The 20,784-nt window shown below is 36.5% G+C and carries 20 protein-coding genes and 2 pseudogenes; 4 read left to right on the top strand and 18 right to left on the bottom strand.

Annotated elements, in window-relative coordinates; translation table 11 throughout:
- Window positions 1-19: 19 nt before the first annotated feature.
- From LC087_RS15160 to LC087_RS15130, 7 genes and pseudogenes are all read right to left on the bottom strand, one after another.
- Window positions 20-1,012, bottom strand: a complete 993-nt coding sequence (locus tag LC087_RS15160) for an aldo/keto reductase (protein ID WP_226540526.1) — start codon at window positions 1,010-1,012, stop codon at window positions 20-22.
- A 73-nt stretch (window positions 1,013-1,085) separates the two neighbouring features.
- Window positions 1,086-1,427: pseudogene (locus LC087_RS15155) on the bottom strand (histidine phosphatase family protein); the annotation flags it as partial.
- 160 nt (window positions 1,428-1,587) lie between these two features.
- Window positions 1,588-1,812: pseudogene (locus LC087_RS15150) on the bottom strand (histidine phosphatase family protein); the annotation flags it as partial.
- A 10-nt stretch (window positions 1,813-1,822) separates the two neighbouring features.
- Window positions 1,823-2,374, bottom strand: coding sequence for a histidine phosphatase family protein (locus LC087_RS15145; protein WP_226540642.1), 552 nt, complete (start codon window positions 2,372-2,374; stop codon window positions 1,823-1,825).
- Window positions 2,375-2,436: 62 nt separating this feature from the next.
- Entirely contained in the window at window positions 2,437-3,630 is a 1,194-nt protein-coding gene (locus tag LC087_RS15140) for a DUF418 domain-containing protein (protein WP_306019682.1), read from the bottom strand.
- 14 nt (window positions 3,631-3,644) lie between these two features.
- Window positions 3,645-4,418, bottom strand: coding sequence for a hypothetical protein (locus LC087_RS15135; RefSeq protein WP_226540514.1), 774 nt, complete (start codon window positions 4,416-4,418; stop codon window positions 3,645-3,647).
- A 13-nt stretch (window positions 4,419-4,431) separates the two neighbouring features.
- Window positions 4,432-4,752, bottom strand: a complete 321-nt coding sequence (locus LC087_RS15130; RefSeq protein WP_371932609.1) for a PadR family transcriptional regulator — start codon at window positions 4,750-4,752, stop codon at window positions 4,432-4,434.
- 214 nt (window positions 4,753-4,966) lie between these two features.
- On the opposite strand from LC087_RS15130, the gene LC087_RS15125 reads away from it, so the two are divergent.
- Window positions 4,967-6,058 (top strand): polysaccharide deacetylase family protein, encoded by a 1,092-nt coding sequence (locus tag LC087_RS15125; RefSeq protein ID WP_226540510.1) that lies wholly within the window; start codon window positions 4,967-4,969, stop codon window positions 6,056-6,058.
- Window positions 6,059-6,079: 21 nt separating this feature from the next.
- Here LC087_RS15125 and LC087_RS15120 read toward each other — a convergent pair whose 3' ends face one another.
- The 6 genes from LC087_RS15120 to LC087_RS15095 all read right to left on the bottom strand — a co-directional run bounded on the left by LC087_RS15120 (window position 6,080) and on the right by LC087_RS15095 (window position 12,162).
- Entirely contained in the window at window positions 6,080-6,973 is an 894-nt protein-coding gene (locus LC087_RS15120) for a TIGR01777 family oxidoreductase (RefSeq protein WP_226540503.1), read from the bottom strand.
- A gap of 594 nt (window positions 6,974-7,567) precedes the next feature.
- The gene (locus LC087_RS15115) at window positions 7,568-8,539 is read right to left on the bottom strand and encodes an NAD(P)-dependent alcohol dehydrogenase (protein WP_306019681.1); all 972 of its coding nucleotides are present in this window, start codon (window positions 8,537-8,539) and stop codon (window positions 7,568-7,570) included.
- A 126-nt stretch (window positions 8,540-8,665) separates the two neighbouring features.
- Window positions 8,666-9,073, bottom strand: a complete 408-nt coding sequence (locus LC087_RS15110) for a VOC family protein (RefSeq protein ID WP_226540501.1) — start codon at window positions 9,071-9,073, stop codon at window positions 8,666-8,668.
- Between the two features lie 133 nt (window positions 9,074-9,206).
- Complete coding sequence (gene copZ, locus LC087_RS15105; RefSeq protein WP_226540496.1) at window positions 9,207-9,413, bottom strand: copper chaperone CopZ; 207 nt, start codon at window positions 9,411-9,413, stop codon at window positions 9,207-9,209.
- A 53-nt stretch (window positions 9,414-9,466) separates the two neighbouring features.
- Window positions 9,467-11,857, bottom strand: a complete 2,391-nt coding sequence (locus LC087_RS15100) for a heavy metal translocating P-type ATPase (RefSeq protein ID WP_226540640.1) — start codon at window positions 11,855-11,857, stop codon at window positions 9,467-9,469.
- Between the two features lie 20 nt (window positions 11,858-11,877).
- A complete protein-coding gene (locus LC087_RS15095; protein ID WP_226540638.1) occupies window positions 11,878-12,162 on the bottom strand; it encodes a metal-sensing transcriptional repressor in 285 nt (94 codons plus the stop codon).
- A 291-nt stretch (window positions 12,163-12,453) separates the two neighbouring features.
- Between LC087_RS15095 and LC087_RS15090 the strand changes: the two genes are divergently transcribed.
- A complete protein-coding gene (locus LC087_RS15090) occupies window positions 12,454-12,690 on the top strand; it encodes a hypothetical protein (protein ID WP_226540492.1) in 237 nt (78 codons plus the stop codon).
- Between the two features lie 91 nt (window positions 12,691-12,781).
- On the opposite strand, the gene LC087_RS15085 is transcribed toward LC087_RS15090, so the two are convergent.
- Complete coding sequence (locus tag LC087_RS15085) at window positions 12,782-13,069, bottom strand: hypothetical protein (RefSeq protein WP_226540490.1); 288 nt, start codon at window positions 13,067-13,069, stop codon at window positions 12,782-12,784.
- Window positions 13,070-13,237: 168 nt separating this feature from the next.
- On the opposite strand from LC087_RS15085, the gene LC087_RS15080 reads away from it, so the two are divergent.
- Both LC087_RS15080 and putP read left to right on the top strand, forming a co-directional pair.
- Window positions 13,238-14,506, top strand: coding sequence for an MFS transporter (locus tag LC087_RS15080; protein ID WP_371932704.1), 1,269 nt, complete (start codon window positions 13,238-13,240; stop codon window positions 14,504-14,506).
- Between the two features lie 547 nt (window positions 14,507-15,053).
- On the top strand, window positions 15,054-16,508 hold the full coding sequence (gene putP / locus LC087_RS15075) for a sodium/proline symporter PutP (protein WP_226540488.1): 1,455 nt from the start codon (window positions 15,054-15,056) through the stop codon (window positions 16,506-16,508).
- Between the two features lie 469 nt (window positions 16,509-16,977).
- Here the strand turns inward: putP and LC087_RS15070 are convergent, their stop codons facing one another.
- From LC087_RS15070 to LC087_RS15055, 4 genes are all read right to left on the bottom strand, one after another.
- Window positions 16,978-18,033 (bottom strand): DNA glycosylase AlkZ-like family protein, encoded by a 1,056-nt coding sequence (locus LC087_RS15070; protein WP_226540478.1) that lies wholly within the window; start codon window positions 18,031-18,033, stop codon window positions 16,978-16,980.
- 172 nt (window positions 18,034-18,205) lie between these two features.
- Entirely contained in the window at window positions 18,206-18,712 is a 507-nt protein-coding gene (locus LC087_RS15065; protein WP_226540476.1) for a DinB family protein, read from the bottom strand.
- A gap of 72 nt (window positions 18,713-18,784) precedes the next feature.
- Entirely contained in the window at window positions 18,785-19,735 is a 951-nt protein-coding gene (locus tag LC087_RS15060) for a helix-turn-helix transcriptional regulator (protein ID WP_226540475.1), read from the bottom strand.
- Between the two features lie 447 nt (window positions 19,736-20,182).
- Window positions 20,183-20,668, bottom strand: coding sequence for a DinB family protein (locus LC087_RS15055; protein WP_226540473.1), 486 nt, complete (start codon window positions 20,666-20,668; stop codon window positions 20,183-20,185).
- Window positions 20,669-20,784: the final 116 nt, after the last annotated feature.

Raw genomic sequence — 20,784 nt, 5'->3', positions numbered from 1 at the left:
ATTTGTTTTTCCAGGAAATCTATTTCAGTGAAACTTCTTTCGAAACCTTATCAATTTCAGCAAGATGCTTATCAGATAATCGAAAAGTTAGCGCACCTATATTTTCTTCAGCATGATGTTTTTTCGTCGCACCAGGAATGGCAACGATCGTTTCCCCATGGAAATGGATTGTCCAATTTAATGCAATTTGACTTGTTGATATGTCATATTCCTTCGCAAGCCGTTCCAGTAAGTCAATTAGCGGCTGTGTTCTAGTTAAAGAGGACTCTTTAAAGCCAGAGAGATACTTTCTTGGTCCAACAATGTTTTTAATCAACTCACGGTTTTTATGAAATTTGCCCGTTAAAATTCCTTGTTCTAAAGGGGAGTAGGCAATAATAGTGACTCCGAGCTGCTTTGCTGCATCAAGCACTCCGTTTCTTTCAATCCGCCGATCTAGTAAACTAAATTTCATTTGATTTGCAACAAGAGGAAAGCCTTGTTCTTTTAACGCACCATGTGCTTCTCTCAATTTTTTTTCGCTAAAGTTACTAACTCCGACATGATTTATTTTGCCTTCTTGTAATAATTGAGCCATTTGATTCATCTCTTCGTTTGCACTTGAAAAAGAAAATGGTTGATGCACCAAATACAAGTCAATCTTTCTACCTTTTAACGCTTCTAGTCTTTGATCAATCGTTTGATTAATAGATTTAGCTCTTCTAAAGGCAGGCCACCATTTCGTACATATTAACGCCTCTTTTGCCTCATCTCCTAATTCATTCAAAGCATCCGCTAAAACTGCTTCTGATGCCCCTTTCCCATAAATCTCAGCAGTGTCAAACCAATTGATTCCACCTCTTAAGCTAACCTTCACTATTTCTTGAATCAGTTGTTTTTCCAAATCAGGCCAAAATTTTATGCCTGCTAACCTTTTTCCTTTACTAAATTGCCACGTACCTAATCCTAACGGTGAAACCTTCAAATCAGAAGCACCTAAATTTCTTAAAGAAATACTAGAACTTGTCGTCATTCATCATCACCTCATAAATTCATTATATTAAGAAGGAAGACAAATATACATTCGTAAAAATGAATATCAGTTTTCAGCTCCATAACCTCTCAACACATAATAATTTTTGACCGCTAAACTCCATTTTATATAGATCAGGTTTTGATAAACTTCGTAGGAAATCTAAGTTATACTTGCTGTCATAATACGCCATCATTAACGTCATGACTGCTCCATGGGTACCAATGGCAATCTTTTTTCCTTCATAATTGTTAAGCAACTCTTTTAGTACCATGATAGCTCTGTTTTGGCACGCTCGATTAGACTCCCCGTCATTGAATGAGTAGTCTAGGTTAGCAAATGATTCTTCTAATAGAGGCAGTAAATCCTCATCTCTCATTCGATTAGATTGATTAGAAAAAATTCTTTCTTTTAAGTGCGTGTTCAAAAAGTAAGGGAAAAAGGACGCTGAAGAACGAGGCGGTGTAGCTTTGAGCACTCACAGTGTACGTTCTTGGTACATGAGGAGCGGAAAAGCAAACCAACAAAGTTATTCAACCGACATTTTTTTAGGGCTTTTTGAACAACCTCATTAAATCTTCATGTACCTTTACTCCTTGACCGGTCTCATTTGCTAAAGGTTGAATAGTTAAAATCGCTCGTTTGTATGGACTGGAAACGAACACATCTATCCCTTCATCTATTAGTATATCTTTCACTTTGAGAGCATCTCTTTTTCCTTTTTCAGATAGTCCTCTTATCCTTTCATTTCCTTCTTTTGGAGAATCTCCGTGCCTGACTAAGTATAAATATGTATTCATCATGTCTCTCCTAACATATAATCCTTATCACACTTATTAGCTCTTTTCTTTCAAACGTTAGTTTATAAATATCCGGCATCCCAAGTTCTTTCCAAAACGCAAAATCGTACTTCTTATCAAAGTAGTTTATGATGAGAACCATGATATTACCGTGTGTCCCAATCACTACATTTTTGCCATCATACTTCTTTAATACATCATAAGTAGCTTGAACTCCTCTTTCTTGTGCCTCCATATTCGACTCGCCACCATCCCATGAAAAGTGCTCATCTTCCCATACTTTTGTGATCGCATAAGTAAAATCTTCTACAGGTCCTTTTGCTAACCTTCTCTCTTTAAAACCATCAACCACTTCCATTTGCTTGTTGGTGTGATTAGCAATTCCTTGAACCGTTTGGATCGCACGTTGATACGGACTCGAAATGATATGATCAATATCTTCCCTCTTTAAAACTTCAGTTACTCTTTTTGCATCATTTAACCCTCTTTCAGACAAAGGTCTTCCCTTTTCATCTGGCGTATAGGTAGAGTGAGCATGTCTGATGAAATAAAGATTGGTCATAGAATCATCCCCTTTATGTAAAAAAGGCTCCTCCCTAGCCTTATGGGAAAAGCCTACCTGTGTTACCCTTCCACTTCCATCCTCTTTTTCATGGCAGGTTTCTTTCCATATGTTAGCCATCTCCATAGCCACTCCATCGGACCGAATTGGTAGTTTTTTAGCCAAATATAACTAAAAGCAATTTGTAATATGTATAGAATGATACTGAAGATCACGCCTTGTGATAAGGTGATTTGTCCAAACAAGCCAAAACCATAAAAAATAATAAACGTGATCACCGTTTGGGCTAAATAGTTTGTTAACGCCATCTGCCCTACATACCTTAATGGGTTCAACATTTTAGACCAAAATGCTTTTTCTAGAGCTAATGTAATGGTGGTAATATAGAAAGTCGCTAACGTGATTCCACTCAAGGTGATAAATAACAACTGCCAAAGACTGAAGATATATGTCACATCTTCTGTTAAGGCGAACATTTTGTAAATAATGATTGATGTAGGAACACTTAATAATAAACTTGAGATTTGTAACCTTCTAAATCGGTTCTTTAATTCCTTTACTCGATTAAACACCTTTAGCTTTCCGCACAATAAACCGATTAAAAATACAGCAAGGATATCGAAAACAATAAAAAGATTGTTCGAGAAATATTCAACTGCACTATCCGCCCATCTCCACTTTACAAGATCTAAATAAGATAACGACGTGTAGGCTGCAACCTTTTCTTCTCCTTCTTCAATTGAATAGTTGACCATTCCTTCATCAATTTCATAAATACTAGTTCCACTTAGGGAACCCAATAATAATAGTAGCAAATAAAAAGTCATGAGAGAGATAGCCCAAATCAAAATGGTTCGTGGTTTTCTTTTATAAAATAGTATTAAAATAAAGCCAACTAACGCGTAAGTTGTTAAAATGTCACCTTCCCAAAACAAAGCGAAATGAAGAATACCAAAAAGAAGTAAGAAGAACAACCTTCTTGAAAAAAGACGGTTAACAGCAAGTTCCTTTTTCTCTGCCCTCGTCATAAAAATATAAAAGCCTAACCCAAACAAGAAAGAAAAGATGGTATAAAACTTCGTCTGAATAAAGAGATGAAAAAACAATAAAACTTGTTTGTCCATTCCCGATAAGAAAAATAAGTCACTCCCTGAATGTGAGGGCATATTAACAAGTAAAATTCCTAATAATGCAAATCCACGAATGACATCTAACGAGATGATCCGCTCTTTCCCTAACACTGATTGACTATCCAATAAATGATTCCCCTTTACACACTTGAATTCTTTTTATCTCGATAAATATATAAGCCAAAAACGAATCCCATTAAAGCTGTCAGAGTCAACGTATATCCAATATCCAAGGCAATCTCATTCTCTGAAGAAGAAAAGTGCTTAACGAATAAAGGGTTTAGATTTAGCGAAATTGTATAGACAATAAAAGCCGTTAATAACCACGACTTACCAATAAAAGCAAATAGAATGAAAATGACAACACACAAAATAGCGATTGAATAGCTGAAAGAGGTTGACCCTTTATAAACAATTCCATCTCCAAATGGCTCGACGATAAAATGAATGCCAACAAAAACAGCTATTAAAAGCATATTGATAAAAACTGAAACAAACACAAACTTCCAATTTGAAAGATAAAACTTTGGAATTCCTTTGAAATAAAGCCATGCTAATACGGGAATTCCAATAAATAAACCAGCACCGGTAATGGATAAGTTTTTGGCTGTTAAGGTAAACTCACCCTCAATCGCAGAAGAAAAGCAACTTGAAGCCACTAAATAAAGAATGGCCAAAAGAACATATTTAATCGTTTGACGAAGGTTTGTATTCAATTCGTTACTAATAGTCTTGATATATTTCTTTGGGCTGTTTCCAACAATGTGATCAACGCTTTTCCCTTCTGCTTCCGCTTGCATAAGGTGGTCCTCTAATTCTTCAATAACCTCTACGATTTGCTGTTCATCTTTCCCTTTAGACATTAAGTGCAATTTTAACTCCACTAAAAATTGTTCCGACTTTTGTGAGAGCATTCCCTTCTCCCCCTTATGCTAAAATTGACGTCACACCTTCTGATAATCCTTCCCACAATTCTTTAAACCTTGCCAATTCTTCCATCCCTTCTTCTGTAATCGAGTAATACTTTCGTTTTGGCCCACTAGGAGACTTCCTCATTACAGTTGAAACAAGGTTGTTTTTTTGCAGTCTCATTAAAGCAGGATAAATGCTTCCTTCACTTACCACTGCTAGCTGATGAGATTGAAGCTTTTCAATCATTTCATAGCCGTACGTTTCTCCTTTTGCAATGATCGCTAATAAGCAGCCATCTAGTACTCCTTTAAGCATTTGTGTTGATGTAGACAACATGACACTCCCTTTATAAACAAGGTAAACTTTCCCTCTTAAATAACTATATTGTATTACAAAGTAGTAGTCAACAAATAATTATATGGAAATGGGACCTTATTCTGAAATATTCGGTTCTTAGTTCATTGTTAATTTTTATAAAAAAGATTTTTAGTTGTAAAAAAAACTTCATAGGAAATGCTACAAATAGCAAAAACGAAAAGGAGCATTCACCATGATAAAGAAATTAAATTCACCATTATTCAAAATCAGCTTCGTTTTAGCCCTCATTTTCACCCTCTGTATACCAGCTCAAACGAAAGCACAAGAATCACAATTGGATAAAGCATCTATATATTTTGATAATGTGCCTTATACGACGAAGTACATTGTTGTTGATGGACACTTACTTGTTCCTGCCATTCTTTTAAAAAGAACAGGGGCATTCGTTGATTGGAACGAAAAATATCAATCGATTGTTTTTCAAACGGATAAGATAACGTTCTCCTTGCCAATTGGTACAAAGTATTATGACGAATATAATTCAATGACAAAGAAATGGAAAAGAGGAACCTTGACTGCTAAATCAACAGAGGTTGATGGAGAGTACTACGTTCCATTAGTAGATGTTATTAAGAAATTAGGAATGAAAATCAACTACGATTCAAAGTTAAAACGATCCTTTATCACCAGTAATATCACTGTAAAGAAAAATTTAATACAGAAAGTAAACACACAAGATAAACTGGTCACATTAACCTTTGATGATGGACCTGATGGTGATTATACTGCGAAGATTTTAGATATTTTAAAAGAAAAAGGAGTAAAGGCCACCTTTTTTGTTGTAGGGAAACAAGTAGCAACTTATCCAGAAGTTATGAAAAGAATCGTTAAGGAAGGTCATGGAATTGGAAACCATTCTTGGGATCACCCTTATATAACAAAAATTTGGTCTTCTGATGTAAAAAAGCAAATTCAATCCACTCAAACTGAGATAAAACAAGTTACAGGAAGAAAGCCAGATTTATTTAGACCTCCTTATGGATTTACTACAAAAGCAGATATAAAAATCCTTAACGAATTAGGTATGCGCAACGTGAAATGGTCCATTGATACACTGGATTGGAGTGGGACTTCAGCAGATGAAATCATCGAAATTATTAAGCGTGACACAACTCCTGGTGGAATCGTGTTACAACATAACGCCAAGGAAAATTCTCGAGCATTGGATGGAACCGTTGAAGCTTTGCCAACCATCATTGATGAATTGAGAAAAAAAGGATATACATTTGTTACGGTTCAAACGTTATTAGACCATCAAAAATAACCACAAAGCGAGAACTTGTTATTACGTTCTCGCTAAAATATTTTCAAGCGTTTTTTCAATGGTTTCATATTCAAACGTAAATCCTTCATTAAGTAACCTTTCAGGAATGACCCATCTACTCTTTAAAATTAACTCAGTTTCTGTCCGTAAAAAGAAAGCCCCAAACTCAAGCATCCATTTTGTAGCAGGCAGTCCGAATGTTCTTCCTTGTGTTTCTCGAAGTTTTTCCATTAATTTACGATTCGTTATTGGTACTGGAGAAGAACAATTAAAAAGGCCTTCTAAATCTTCTCTTTCTTTCAAGAAGAGCACAATTTGAAAAAGGTCCTCAATATGGATAAAACTAAACATTTGATCTCCTGAGCCTTGCACTCCACCTAATCCAAAACGAACTAGATTTTTGTAAGGAATCATTACTCCACCATTTGGACCTAAAACAATGGCAATTCGTAGAGCTACTTGTCTCGTGTGAGGGAGCTGAAATGAGAAAAAAGAATGCTCCCATTCTTTTGCTACGTCAACAGAAAAGCCTGTCCCAATTTCTCCATTGTCCTCCGTCATTGGGCGATCCTCTGCATGTCTATAAATAGTCGCTGTACTAGAGTTAATCCATATATTCGGCGGATCGACACATTTCTTTATCGCGTTTCCTAGTAGTTCGGTTGTCTTCGTTCTCGATTCGAGAATTTCTTGTTTATTTTTATCATTGTATCGACAGTTTACAGTCTTACCTGCTAAATTAATGAGCATCTCTGCCTCTTCTAACGCTCCAATGATCGCTTCTTGATCATTCCATGTAATAAACGGGGCTTTCCGAGAAATAATGATTACTTCATAGCCTAGTTTTTCGAATTTCTCTTTAAAATATTCTCCAACAAATCCGGTACCTCCAGCAATAACGACCTTTTTGCCCATTATGGTCACCCTTTCTATGTATATTAATTAATCACCTATTATGATTTCACTTATCCCCTTATAAAAACATGGTAACATGCTATCGATACCCATTGAATAAATTCCATAAATTTCAAACTATGAGTATCTAGGGATTTGAAGCAATATAAAGGTCATAACGAATTTGGTAGCGATACTCATCTTACTAATTATTATGTTTAAGGGGACAATACTGAGGCACACCTCCAAAAGCCAACTACTCCAATATTTCACTCATTTCCGCTAAATTAAGAATATCCTGTTACCATATTGAACTGTGCTCTAATCCCACACCTTCATCCAAAATATTAAAGGAGAAACCTTTCGATCGATCTATTCATTCTGTATACTTAATTTGTCTAGTCCATGTTATTTAGACAAAACGATCAAGGTATATTAAAACAAAAAAGAAAAAACACCCTTATTAGGATGCTTTCAGATTACCTTCTTTATATTTGAAACTACCTTCCACAATCATGATAATAAATCCCTCTACTAATCTTTTAACGTAGAAAAGGTGTACACCATTTGAATAGGGATCTTTTAACATACTTATCTAATATACAACAATCCCACTCAAATCCACTTAATTACAACATTCCCCTTCTTATGCCCCTTATCAACATATCGATGAGCATCAGCAATATTATTATAATGGTAACTCCGATCAATGACTGCTTTCAATTTCCCCTCTTCTATAAGATTATTAAGAAAATTGAAGTCCTCAATACTTCCTGTTGCAATACCACTGATTACCTTTCGCTCACCAAAAAGAGACGTCCATAAAATTTGAAAAGCCTCTCGGTAATTCATAACCGCTAATACATAATACCCTTTTGGTTTTAGTAATTTTCTACAATGAGAGAAAGTTGTTTTTCCAACAGTATCAAAAATAATATCATACGTCTGTTTTCTATTAGTGTAGTTTTCCCTTTTATAATCAACTACATCATCCGCACCTAGAGATTTAACCATCTCTACATTTTCTGTACTACAAACTCCAGTCACTTTTGCTCCATAGTACTTGGCTAGTTGAATAGCATACGTGCCGACACTCCCAGATGCACCATAAATCAGAATGTCGTCACCCTTTTTAATTTTGCCTTTTCTCAAGAAGAATAACGCCGATACTGCACCAAAAGGAACGGATGCAGCCTCTTCAAAGGTCATGTTGGAGGGCTTAACTGTCACTGAACTTTCTTCAGAAACCTTGATGTATTCTGCATTACTACCACCCTTTCCTGGGAACCCATAAACATGATCACCTTGCCTTAATCGACTTACGTTCTTCCCTTTAGACACAACCTCTCCTGCAAAATCCATTCCCAGCACAGGATTTTTAGGTTTCCTTAATCCAATAGCCATTTTAGAAATAGGCCAAAGAGGTAATGACTTTCGATTTCCCCTCCTCATTCTTGAATCACCAGATGATACAGTCGTTGCATGTACTCTGACTAATAGCTGATTATCCTCAATCATTGGCTTTTCAACTTCTTTTACTTGAAGAACATCGGGTGGAACGTACTTAGTATAATAAACCGTTTTCATCTACTCCTCCTATAGTGACTTATTTACTAATATACTGTTCATAGCATAGTATGCTGTTTAACAGTTTCCTAGTATGATGAATCTATCTATATAGAACTTCCACCCTCATTTCAATTCCCCTGCAACTCAAAACTTCATCCGCTTAACGACTTCATCGAAAGAAAGATCGTGATTCCTCATCGATAATATAATAGGGTATCCATCTGGGTCTTCTAATTCAAGTTCTACTGCGTTCCAAGGCTGTTCAGTTATTTTTGTTTTAATTCCAAATTGAATCGCTTTCTTTTCGAATTTATGAACGTCTTCTACAGTTAAAATAACCTTCGCTTCATGCGTACTAGCATTTGGTTGGTTCTTTACCAATATAATGTCTTGATATTTCTTACCTCGTAAGTGAGCAAAAACCATTTGCTTATCATCTCCTTTTAATTCAAACACATTGTGAAAATTCAGTACTTCTTGATACCAGTTTACAGAAGACTCCATATCACTAACAGACAGTTTAATTAGCATTGGTATTGGATAAAATTCCATCTCATTCACCCTTTCTATAAGAATATCTTTAGTTTCAAGGGTGACGTAAGGAAAAGGTCAAGAGATTTTCTCAATTCTTTATACAATTAAAAAACTTGTAGAAGATTATCCTCCTCTACAAGTCATAAACTGATTACTTTACATCATACCCTTGATCTTCCACAGCTTCTTTAAGTTGTACTAAAGATGCTTTTGACGATTCAAATTCAACATCAACTGTCCCATCTTGTAAAGAAACCGTGACTTCTTTTACTCCATCGATTGGAGTTAGTGCTCCTTTCACTGCTTTTTCACAATGTCCACATGTCATACCCGCTACTTGTAATGTTGTTTTTTCCATCATTGATTCCTCCTATAAATATGGTTGTTCAAAAACTCTCATTTCGAACACCATTATAATTTCACGCGTTTTAAGCGCAATGAATTCGTCACAACTGATACAGAGCTAAATGCCATCGCAGCTCCTGCTACCCATGGAGCTAACAGACCAATCGCTGCAATTGGAATTCCTGCTGAATTATAGGCGAGTGCCCAAAATAAGTTTTGACGAATATTCTTCATCGTCTTTTTACTAATTTTGATTGCTTTAAAGATGAGCGATAAATCTTCGCCCATAATTGTGATATCAGCTGTATCAATGGCAACATCTGTCCCTGTTCCAATGGCAATTCCCACATCAGCGGTTGCTAAAGCAGGAGCGTCATTAATGCCATCACCGACCATCGCTACTTTCCTTCCTTGTTCTTGAAGCGTTTTAATGTGATTTGCTTTTTCTTCAGGAAGCACTTCAGCAAAAACATGGTTGATTCCTACTTGACCCGCAATCGCTTCTGCTGTTTTTTGATTATCTCCAGTGATCATGTAAACGTCAATTCCATTCTGTTGAAGCTGGTTTATGGCCTTTGTCGCTGTCTCTTTTACTGTATCAGCAACAGCGATAACTCCGACCACTTGACCTTCCAAAGCAATTAACATCGCTGTCTTTCCTTGATTTTCAAAAGTCGAGAGTGATTCTTGATAGGAAGAGTAGTTTATATTATACTTACTCATTAATTTTCTCGTTCCTACTAAGAAAACTTGGTTATTAATTTCTGATTTGATACCATGACCAGGAATGGCTTCAAAATTTGTCTGCTTTACTTTTTGGGCGTTATGTTCTTTTGCATAATCCACAATCGCTTCGGCTAAAGGGTGCTCGGATGCATCTTCGGCTGTATATAAATAAGAAAGAATCTCATCATTTTCTGATTGATAATCGGTTACAACTGGCTTTCCTTTTGTAATGGTACCCGTTTTATCAAACACAATCGCATCCACTTTGTGGGTGTTCTCTAAATGTTCTCCCCCTTTAAAAAGGATGCCATTCTCAGCAGCTAATCCACTTCCAACCATAATCGATGTTGGCGTTGCTAATCCAAGAGCACATGGACAAGCAATCACAAGAACGGCAATTGCAACTTCTAATGATTGAGCAATATCGCCTGGTGTCACGATGACAAACCAAGTAAAAAAGGTAAGAACAGCTATTACGACAACAATTGGAACGAAGTAACCTGAAATAACATCCGATAACCGTTGAATCGGTGCCTTCGATCCTTGAGCTTCTTCGACAACACGAATGATATGGGATAAAGCTGTATCCTCCCCTACATGTGTCGCTTTCATTTTTAGTGTTCCGTTTTTATTAATCGTTGAACCAACGACTTGATCTCCTGCTTCTTTTTTTACCGGAATCGATTCCCCTGTAATCATCGCCTCATCTATAAAAGAATGCCCTTCAAGTACAACACCATCGACAGGTATTTTTTCTCCTGGTTTCACAATAATGATATCTTCTACCATTACTTCTTGAATGGATACTTTTCTTTCCTCTCCATTCTTTAAAACCGTGGCTTCCTTTGCTTGTAAATGTAAAAGCTTCGATAAGGCTTCCGTTGTTCTTCCTTTTGCTAAAGCTTCAAAAAGTTTTCCAACTAAAATAAGTGTAATAAGCACGGCACTCGTTTCAAAATAGAGGTGGGGGGTATATTGCGGATTCCCAATCGTCCGAAGCCCCTCCACTAAACTGTAAAAATAAGCGGCTGATGTTCCTAAGGCAACAAGTACGTCCATGTTCGCACTTTTATTTCGTAACGCTTTATAAGCACCTACATAAAACTGCCCACCAATCCAAAATTGAACAGGAGTAGCAAATAAAAATTGTACCCACGGATTCATTAGGATCTCAGTCATAGGAATATTCAAAAACGGAAAATGGGCGACCATCGTATAGAGTAGAGGTAAAGAAAAAAGAATTGATAAAGATAATTGAACCTTTTGTTTTTTGATTTCTTTTTCTTTATTCGATACTTTCTCTTGTTGATTTTGCTTTATTTTTGCCTTATACCCTAGCTTTTCAATCTTGTTGATAATATCACTTGTTGTGACAACACCTTTTTGAACTGTACAACTAGCTGTTTCCGTCGTTAAGTTAACGGTTGCATTCTCGATCCCTTCCATCTTGTTTAACACTTTCTCAATTCTCGTGGAACAAGATGCGCAAGTCATACCATACACTTCTAACTCTACTTGTTCCGTTTCCACGCCATATCCAAGGTCATTAATTTTCCCGACAATCTCACCTGTCTTTACTTGTGATGGGTACCTTATAGATGCCATTTCAGTTGTTAAATTAACGTTTGCTTCTACTCCATCCATTTTATTTAACACTTTTTCTATTCTATTTGAGCAAGATGCACAGGTCATACCTGTTACATGTATATTGATTTGGTTTTGTTCGTTCACCATGGTTTTCCCTCCAACCATTAAGACTTTGAAAATTGCTTAATAACCTTCATGAGCTCTTCAATCGACTCTTCCCCTGAGCCAGATTTTATCGCATCTGATACACAGTGATGAGTGTGTCTTTCTAAAAGCTGCATTCCGACATTTTTTAAGGCGGAATTTATAGCCGACACTTGAATCAACACATCCACACAGTAGCGATCTTCGTCAATCATTTTTTGAATGCCTCTTACTTGTCCTTCTACTCGCTTTAATCTGTTTAGCAGTTGCGTTTTTTCTTGATCTGACCTTGGCTCTGCTAACATTCTTTCTTCTTCTTGATTATGACAATTATTATCCAATCTGATCACCTCTACTTATATACTATACCCCTGTATGGTATTTTTCAAGTGAAAAGAATTCAAAAGAAAAGTAATTACATATCAACAGCATAATAGTGGATTTTCTTCGTATCGTTTTTCCCCTACCTGTTTTAACATGCACTAATATTTTCGTCCAAACAAGAGTTTTGGCTTTCACATATACTATTATATCCCTTTATCCAAGAAAAAAATAAAGGGTTAGAAAAGGGAACTTTGATAAAGGAGGGTTAGAATATGTCTGAACTAACTTCTGTAGAGAAATTACTAACAATTACAACACCAGGAACTCTCATTAACCATGTCATTATCAATGGTAATCAAGTGGCCACAACTAACTTTATATCTTTTAATCAAGAAGAGCATCTCGCTACCTTTACACCAGGCACAGACCCTGAATATTTAGTTGTAGACTCTAGAACAATTAATGGACTTCAATACTGCCGACCAGAACAAGACCGTGATCACAATTAACCAGAAGAATTGATCTATTTTACTCTTACTCCCATGAAAGAATGATCTTTTATGGGTTTTACTTTTTCTCCCCCATTCTATCTCAACCCTCTTAAACATCTTTTGTTTTGAAATAGTAACTGTATGTATAAAAAATTGTCCCTAATAATGAAGCACCTACTATGTAAATTGCATCCCAATCACTAGGCTTCCCTGAAATGACCCATAACATAAACGGGATAAAAAGAATGAGAAACACTAATTCAAAATCATAAAGCATCATATGTAGAATCATTTTTGCCTCCTTTAAAATCGTCTTACCCCACTTTATTTTCTCTAATAAGACCATTTTATTGATTACATATCGCAATACGACGGTTAACAAGATGACCGTTAACATAAATATACACTCCCCAAATTATTCATATAGTGTAACAATACACTTTTTCTTATTTGGTGTAAATAGGTATCAAAATATGAACAATTCTCAAAAAATTCTAATTTTTATAGACTGTAAATTAATAACAAGTTATGATGATATTATCCAGTAGTAAGGGAGGATTTATACATAAAGCAAAAATCAGGCTCTAAAAAGTCCCACCATTATTTATTACTATTAGGTTTTGGGATCTCGTCATTAGGGGATTTCATTTATCTTGTTGCCATTAATGTCTTTGTCTTCAATTTGACCGGTTCACCTGCTGCAGTTGCTGGTTTGTGGATTATGGGACCTTTAGGTTCTTTGATAACTAGTTTTTGGTCGGGTAGTTTTATTGATCGAATGAATAAACGCACTATTCTCATCTTTGTGGATGTATTACGAGGTGTGTTCGTCTGTTTAATTCCTTTTGTTGAAGTTGTTTGGCTTATTTATGTGATTTTACTAATATTATCAATATGTAAAGCTTTCTTTCATCCAGCTTCATTAACCTACCTGACCATGCTTATCCCTGAGAAGGATCGAAAACGTTACAACTCCTTTCGTAGCCTTATTATGTCTAGTGCTTTTTTAATTGGACCAGCAATTGCAGGAATACTATTAATCAGTACGTCTACTAGTATCGCAATCTGGATTAATGGTGCATCCTTTTTACTTTCAGCCCTTATTTTATCCTTACTTCCTAATGTGGACCTTGACCACCAGCATGAGGAGAAGCAGTCCATTCATTTTCAAGTATTAAAAAAAGACTGGCAGGCAGTCATTCAATTCAGCAAACAACATGTAGCTATTTTATCCATCTATATGTTGAATGTCTTTTTCATGCTTGTTTCATTAGGGATGGACGCGCAGGAAGTTGTATTCACGAGAGACGTGATTTATTTATCAGAAACGGAGTACGGGTTATTGATTAGTATCACCGGAGTTGGTTCCATTGTTGGCGCTTCAGTTGTTTCGGCAATAGCGAATAAGGTATCCATCAAACAATTAATGGGAGTAGGGTATTTTCTTTCTGGTCTTGGTTATTTTATATATGGAATCTCTTTTTCCTTTTGGTCGATTGCCATCGGGTTTGTCATTCTAGGATTTTTCACAACCTTTTATAGCACCGGTTTTTTAACCTTCTACCAAAATAATGTCCCTTCTCAAATGATGGGAAGAATTTCGAGTGTATTTGGGACATTACAAAGCGTTATGCAAATCATTTCAGTCTTATTAATTGGTTTTACGGGAGAACTGATTCCATTAAGAACGAGTATTATAGTAGCATCTGTGTTGGCTGCTTTTCATCAGTTTACTACAAGTCTATCTTATTACCCGAAAGTCATACCAACCTTACTTTATAGAGTAACATTGAGTAAAACCTTTCCTGTATTCTTTCGCTATTCTATTAATTGATGGGCGTCTTTCACTTGATGCAACGGAAACTGCTGGCCTATTTTCATCTTCACATCTCCATTCCCTATATGCTTGAAAACTTGGGTTGCAGTTTCTTAATGCCACTAGAAATCTTTCATAAGTTACGTTCTCATACATAAAATAAATAAACACCCCATCCTCTATAGAAAAAATAGAAAATAATCCCTTATCCACCATCATACCATACATCACAATTGCTTGTTTATTCGCAATATACTAGCTCTCCCATGCTCACATAGAATCTCGGCATCATAACTCCACAACTCTATGCATATACTCACTATCTGACGCTTATACTCATGACATTCTCTTATCCCCTTGAAATGAAATGTATGTATGTTACCATTATTAACATTATTGCTCAAAATAATGACAAGTTAATATTCTTGTCAGAAAGCTATTAGTTGAAAGGAGGTTCTGAAATGGAGAGTTTATCCACCGCATCCTATATTCTAATTTCCATTATGCCACTATTAATCATCTTATCTATAATTACGTACTTTACTGAAAGGAGAAACTCATAAAAATGAATGAAGCAACGTTAATTACGTTTATTGTGTATCTTGTAGGAATGTTAGTCATTGGATTTTTAGCTTATCGTTTAACAAAGAACTTATCAGATTATATTTTAGGAGGAAGAACGTTAGGGGCTGGTGTAACGGCTTTAAGTGCTGGTGCCTCTGATATGAGTAGTTGGCTCCTATTAGGATTACCTGGTGCCGCTTATGTTTCTGGTATGAACTCATTATGGATTATTGTCGGATTATCAATTGGTGCCTATTTAAATTGGCAGTTTGTTGCTGGTCGTCTGAGAACTTACACAGAAGTAGCCAATGATTCTATTACAATCCCCGATTTTTTAGAAAACCGATTTAGAGACAGCTCCAAAATTTTAAGGGTCATGTCTGCGGTTGTCATCCTCATCTTCTTTACACTATATATATCTTCCGGTTTGGTTGGAGGAGCTAAACTATTTGAAAGCTCATTTGGATTCACTTATAATCAAGCTCTTTGGATTGGTGCGATTGTCATCGTTTCCTACACGTTCTTAGGTGGATTTTTAGCCGTAAGTTGGACTGATTTTATTCAAGGTATACTCATGTTCCTCGCGTTAATTCTTGTACCTATCATTGCCATTAATGATATGGGTGGAATGAGCGAAACTGTAGACAGAGTCGCATCTATTGATGCAGGCTATTTAGACGCCCTAACAGACACTACGCTAATCGGAATTATTTCCTTAATGGCTTGGGGACTAGGGTATTTTGGTCAACCCCATATTTTAGCTCGTTTTATGGCCATCAAGTCTGTAAAAGAAGTGCCTAGAGCAAGATTAATTGGGATGACTTGGATGGTGTTGGCTGGTTTAGGAGCCGTCTTTACAGGTTTTGTAGGAATTGCTTACTTTGTAGATAACCCGCTCCAAGATAGTGAAACCGTCTTTATGGAATTAACCCAAATCTTATTTAATCCTTGGGTAGCAGGAGTTTTATTAGCCGCAATCTTAGCAGCAATCATGAGTACGATTGACTCACAGTTATTAGTTTCTTCTAGTGCAGTTGTCGAAGACTTTTATAAAGCTTTCTTTAAAAGAGATGCGTCTGATAAAGAACTCGTTTGGATTGGTCGTTTTTCGGTTCTCGTTATTGCGATCATTGCCATCTTACTTGCCGCAAACCCAGATAGCTCTGTACTTGAACTTGTTAGTTATGCATGGGCAGGATTTGGGGCCGCCTTTGGACCAGTCATTATCCTATCGCTATTCTGGAAGCGTATGACTGGATTAGGAGCAGGTGCAGGATTGCTTGTAGGTGCATTAACCGTAGTTATTTGGAAAAATATCGAAGGTGGGTTGTTTAACCTATATGAGATCGTACCAGGTTTTGTGTTCTCAACGATTGTCATTATTATATTTAGCTTAATAAGCGGGAAACCTTCTCAAGAGATTGAGGAAGAGTTCGAGCAAGCTACGCAAAAATAATGAAAATGAAAGAAAGCTGGTGCACCCTTGGTGTATCAGCTTTTTTTCGTCTACCATTCTAATTCATATTCTCTTTTCACGATCTTCTCAATCATGATACATGTTCCATACCATAAAAAAACGCCCACGAAGCTAACTTCAAATCCGTGCTCCTTGACAATGAATAGTTTAAAAGTATCTATTTCGAATATATATCCTGTCAACATGAAACCTAAAAAAATGACTATTAGTATTATCGTTTGTCTAAAAGTAACCAACCATTTCACCTTTTTCTGAAGAGTCATAATTCTATGATATTTATTGGAAAGCTATTGGGCATACAAGTTTTTACTGTTCAAGAAGTCTTAGGATAACCTAGACGGAGAACTTCTGCAATTAATTTCTCATGAATGAATACTCCATTTTCAGAATACGCCTTGTTTTTAGTATGAATATATCAATACTTACTTTCATGCTTCATGAACACCATTCACGTAAGAGGTTCTCCATTAAAGTGAAGAATTTCGGTTGTTTCTTTTGAGTACCCCTTCCTAATCTCAGCAATGATTTCTTCTCGTCTTTCATTACATTCTTCTTGAGGAAGGATCACCTCAACATCATCAACATCATGCGGGCCAATTCTCCAATGTCCCAGTACCGCTCCTTTAAACTCCCCATCTATTAAAAGATATTGAAGAACCTCTTTTCCTTTAAACATTTGATTTAATTCGTCTAAATAAGCCCTCACTAAAAAATCTGATTTATCTAACATAAATACGGATGGCGTTATGTCCCCATCGCTCAAACTTTCATCTTCCTTTCTCATATACCCTATTCCAATACCTTCAATGTCTAATTTAATAATTTGCTCACTCTCTATTAAAAAATCTAATGCATTATTGAGCGTCTTTAGTTTTAACTGTGACCAGCTTTTCATTTGATTTAAGGTGGCAAAGACAAATGCTTCAAGAAAGCGCAATAAAATTTTCGCAACGTCAGAGGTACTGTTTTGACTTAAGTCGACTTCTGGCCATTCTTCTTTAAAGTCGAACCATCCCGTATTCCAATCTGTATCAATTTGAGATTCATATAGCCAAAACGCTTCTTGCATTCTTTTTAATGCAGCATTAATTTCTGTCGCTTTATAAGGTAATTGTTCTTTCAACAAGTCCTTTGACATCCCACCAGAACGATGCAGAATAGATAATATTTCTTCATGAAGTGAAGTCACTTTTTGAATCGGTTTTTTAAAAATGCTGGCATAAAGACTGAGATCTTCTTCTAAAACATAGCCGATACGTCCCCCTTGAAAACGGCCTTTAACAATCATATGTTGTTGGCGAAGATTCTCCGCCAACAACGTGTCATCAAAGCTGGTCCTATGCACTAGCTTTGGGGGATTTCCAGGACGACTGTTATGAACAGGTGCAACAGGCTGCAATAAACGAAATAATTGTTTATATGCTTCAGCATTATTACTGTTACTTAATGGTGCCAACAACTTTTGCCTTTTTAGGCGTTCACTAATGATTATTTTTTTCTTCACCCTACATCTTCTCCTTCAAGAGGTTGTTCAATAGTTCTTACGATGCTATGATCGTCGTTACCACAGGACGTGGTTGAACTTAGATGATGGACCTAAGGAGTGCTTCAGCTTTACTATTCAACGCCCTTTCCCCCCTACCTTTTGAACACACACTTCAATCGTTTTTCATTCCCTAACAATACAAGTCATACATACTTACATCATAGCCAAGCTGTTTCAAATAATTAAAAAATTGTGCACGATGATGAAAAAAGTGAGAAACTTCTTCAACAAGCCAATGTGCTTGAATTGCCCCTTCCTCCAGGTAGAAGGGCGTTGTTTTTTTAGTCAAAAAATCTTGATCTGACATGGTTATCAAATATGATCTGTAGTTGTCATAGCCTCTTTTCATCGCTTCAATCATAGCTTCTGATGTTTCCAATTCATTATAGAATCCTTCAACGCTTTGGATTGTTTCCTGATCTTTTTCTTGCCAAATATGAAGATCGACCTCAAGTATAGACGAGATGTGTCTCGCTAATTCAATCAGGTTTCTCATATTATGTGCTGGCCGATACTGCCAATCCTCCTCCTTTACCTTTCTCAGCAAACCTTCCATCGAGCGGATCCCTAGTTCTAATTCCTCCAACAATTGATTTCGTAAAATGGTAACAGCATTCATACCTATCATCCTTTCCATAGTAGATTCCTCTTAAAGCTACCATTAAATAGTGACATATTACGTCACATTCAATATCGTTTATAAAATAATTCAAGAATACCTCTCTGTTAACACTTTTAATTTTTGTTTTATGTAAGAAATGGCTTCTGTCGGTTCCTTTATAACAGCTTGATCCCCAAAGTTCCAAATGAGATCTACAAAATAATTCAATTCTGATTTGGGAATTCTCGTATCGATCAAGCCCGTCCCATCTTCTTTTATTTTTACTAACCGTTCTAAATCGATCTCTGACATTGCACGCCGCGCACCTTCTCTCGACAATTCTACAACAAATTTGATCGGATTGGGGCAGCCTTTTTCAGACAACGTTATCCACTCCATAATCGATTTATACGGAAGGTTCTTTTGAACAGACTCTCTTTCTTTCTTCTCTAATTTTTTTATTCGGTCAGCACGAAATAAACGTACACCTTTCCTGAGAAAACAATACGCTGGACAGTACCAAAATCCGTTGTAACTATACAATCCAATCGGTTGAATGTTTCTTTCCATGATACCTCTCTGACTATCATATAGAATATCGAGGACTGATTGATCAATAGCTGCTTCCAATAAGACATCCAAATGATCTGCCGACTGAACTCGGTTCGGATGCCAAAAAACAATTCGATCTTTCATCTCGTGAATACGAGCTTTTGCTTCTGATGATAAATATTGATAAAACTTCTTTAAAACATATTCCGTTTCTGTTTCAAAAGGAAGTGAACCTAAAAACTGGAGAGACTGGAAAGCAAAATATAAAGTCACTGCCTCTGATTCTTTTAAAAAAACGGGAGGTAACATTCGGTCATTCAACACATAATAACCACCGTCTGCCCCCACTTCAGAGTATAGAGGAACACCGAGGGCACTCAATTCATCCAAATCACGTAGAATGGTACGATATGAAACATTAAATTCTTCTGCTAACTCTTTAGCTGTAAATTTTCGCTTCGCATTTACAGTCATCATGATTTCTATTAAACGCTGTGTTTTGGACATCCCTGCTCCTCCACTATCCTTTTTTAAAAGTGCGTGTTCAAAAAGTAGGGAAAAAAGGACGCTGAAGAACGAGGCGGTGTAGCTTTGAGCACTCACAGTGTACGTTCTTGGTACATGAGGAGCGCAAAAGCAAACCAACAAAGTTATTCAACCGACATTTTTTTAGGACTTTTTGAACAACCTCTAAAAGTAAAAACATCCTTCTTTTTCTCTTGCGCCTGTGAAAGCATTCCTCTTTTTCAGCGGACATTCTTTCATGGACTCTCTCGTTCTTCCCTCACATTGCGACTCTTTCCTAACCCGTCTTTCCACAGGAGTCTCTATTCCCCTTAAAATCCTCAAAGAAAAGGAAACTTCATGTATAACAATCATCTATTGGTCCTCTTATTTCTAGCATAACAAAAACCGTCTCCACATTTGTAGAAACGGCCTTATATTTTTCAGCTATTATTGTTGAAGGGCTGCTCTTTCTTCTTTTGATGGTCCGTACATACCAGGAACCATTAAGCCAGCCTCTCGCATCAATACCGTCATTTGTCCTCGATGATGGGCTTGGTGCTGGATTAAAAAGGTTAAAAGCATTCCTTTTGTAAAAGTAGCACCAAAAAAGTCAAGCTCCTCATTCAAATCATCATCTTTCCATTGCTTCTCAACAGCATGAATGAAGGCTTCACTATTCCTTTGATAATGCTCTAATAAAGTTTTCACAGACTGAGAATGTATGACTTCATCAGGTAACTTTAATGATAATCCTGCTTTTGTAGCTAGCATCGGTATCGTGTTGGCAAGATGATCGGCAATTTGACCTAAACAATAGTGATCAGAACGATCTGGTTGCTTTAGAGATTCATCCGTTAAGTTACTCATTAGTTTTTGCGTCATCTTAGACTCGTAACCCCACGTTTTTAAGAACACATCAATTCGTTGAAACATATCAAAAATCCCCCTTTGATTGTCCTACTCACAGTTCATCTATATGGCCTTTTTCAATTAACTATTCTCGTTTTATTACATTTATCCTCTAATAAGAAAAGCGCAAGCGCCCGTTT

Source organism: Bacillus carboniphilus, assembly GCF_020524035.2.
Lineage (GTDB): Bacteria > Bacillota > Bacilli > Bacillales > JAIVKR01 > Bacillus_CC.
Note: the sequence above shows the minus strand (reverse complement) of the source record. Positions and strands in the feature narration are given on the sequence as shown.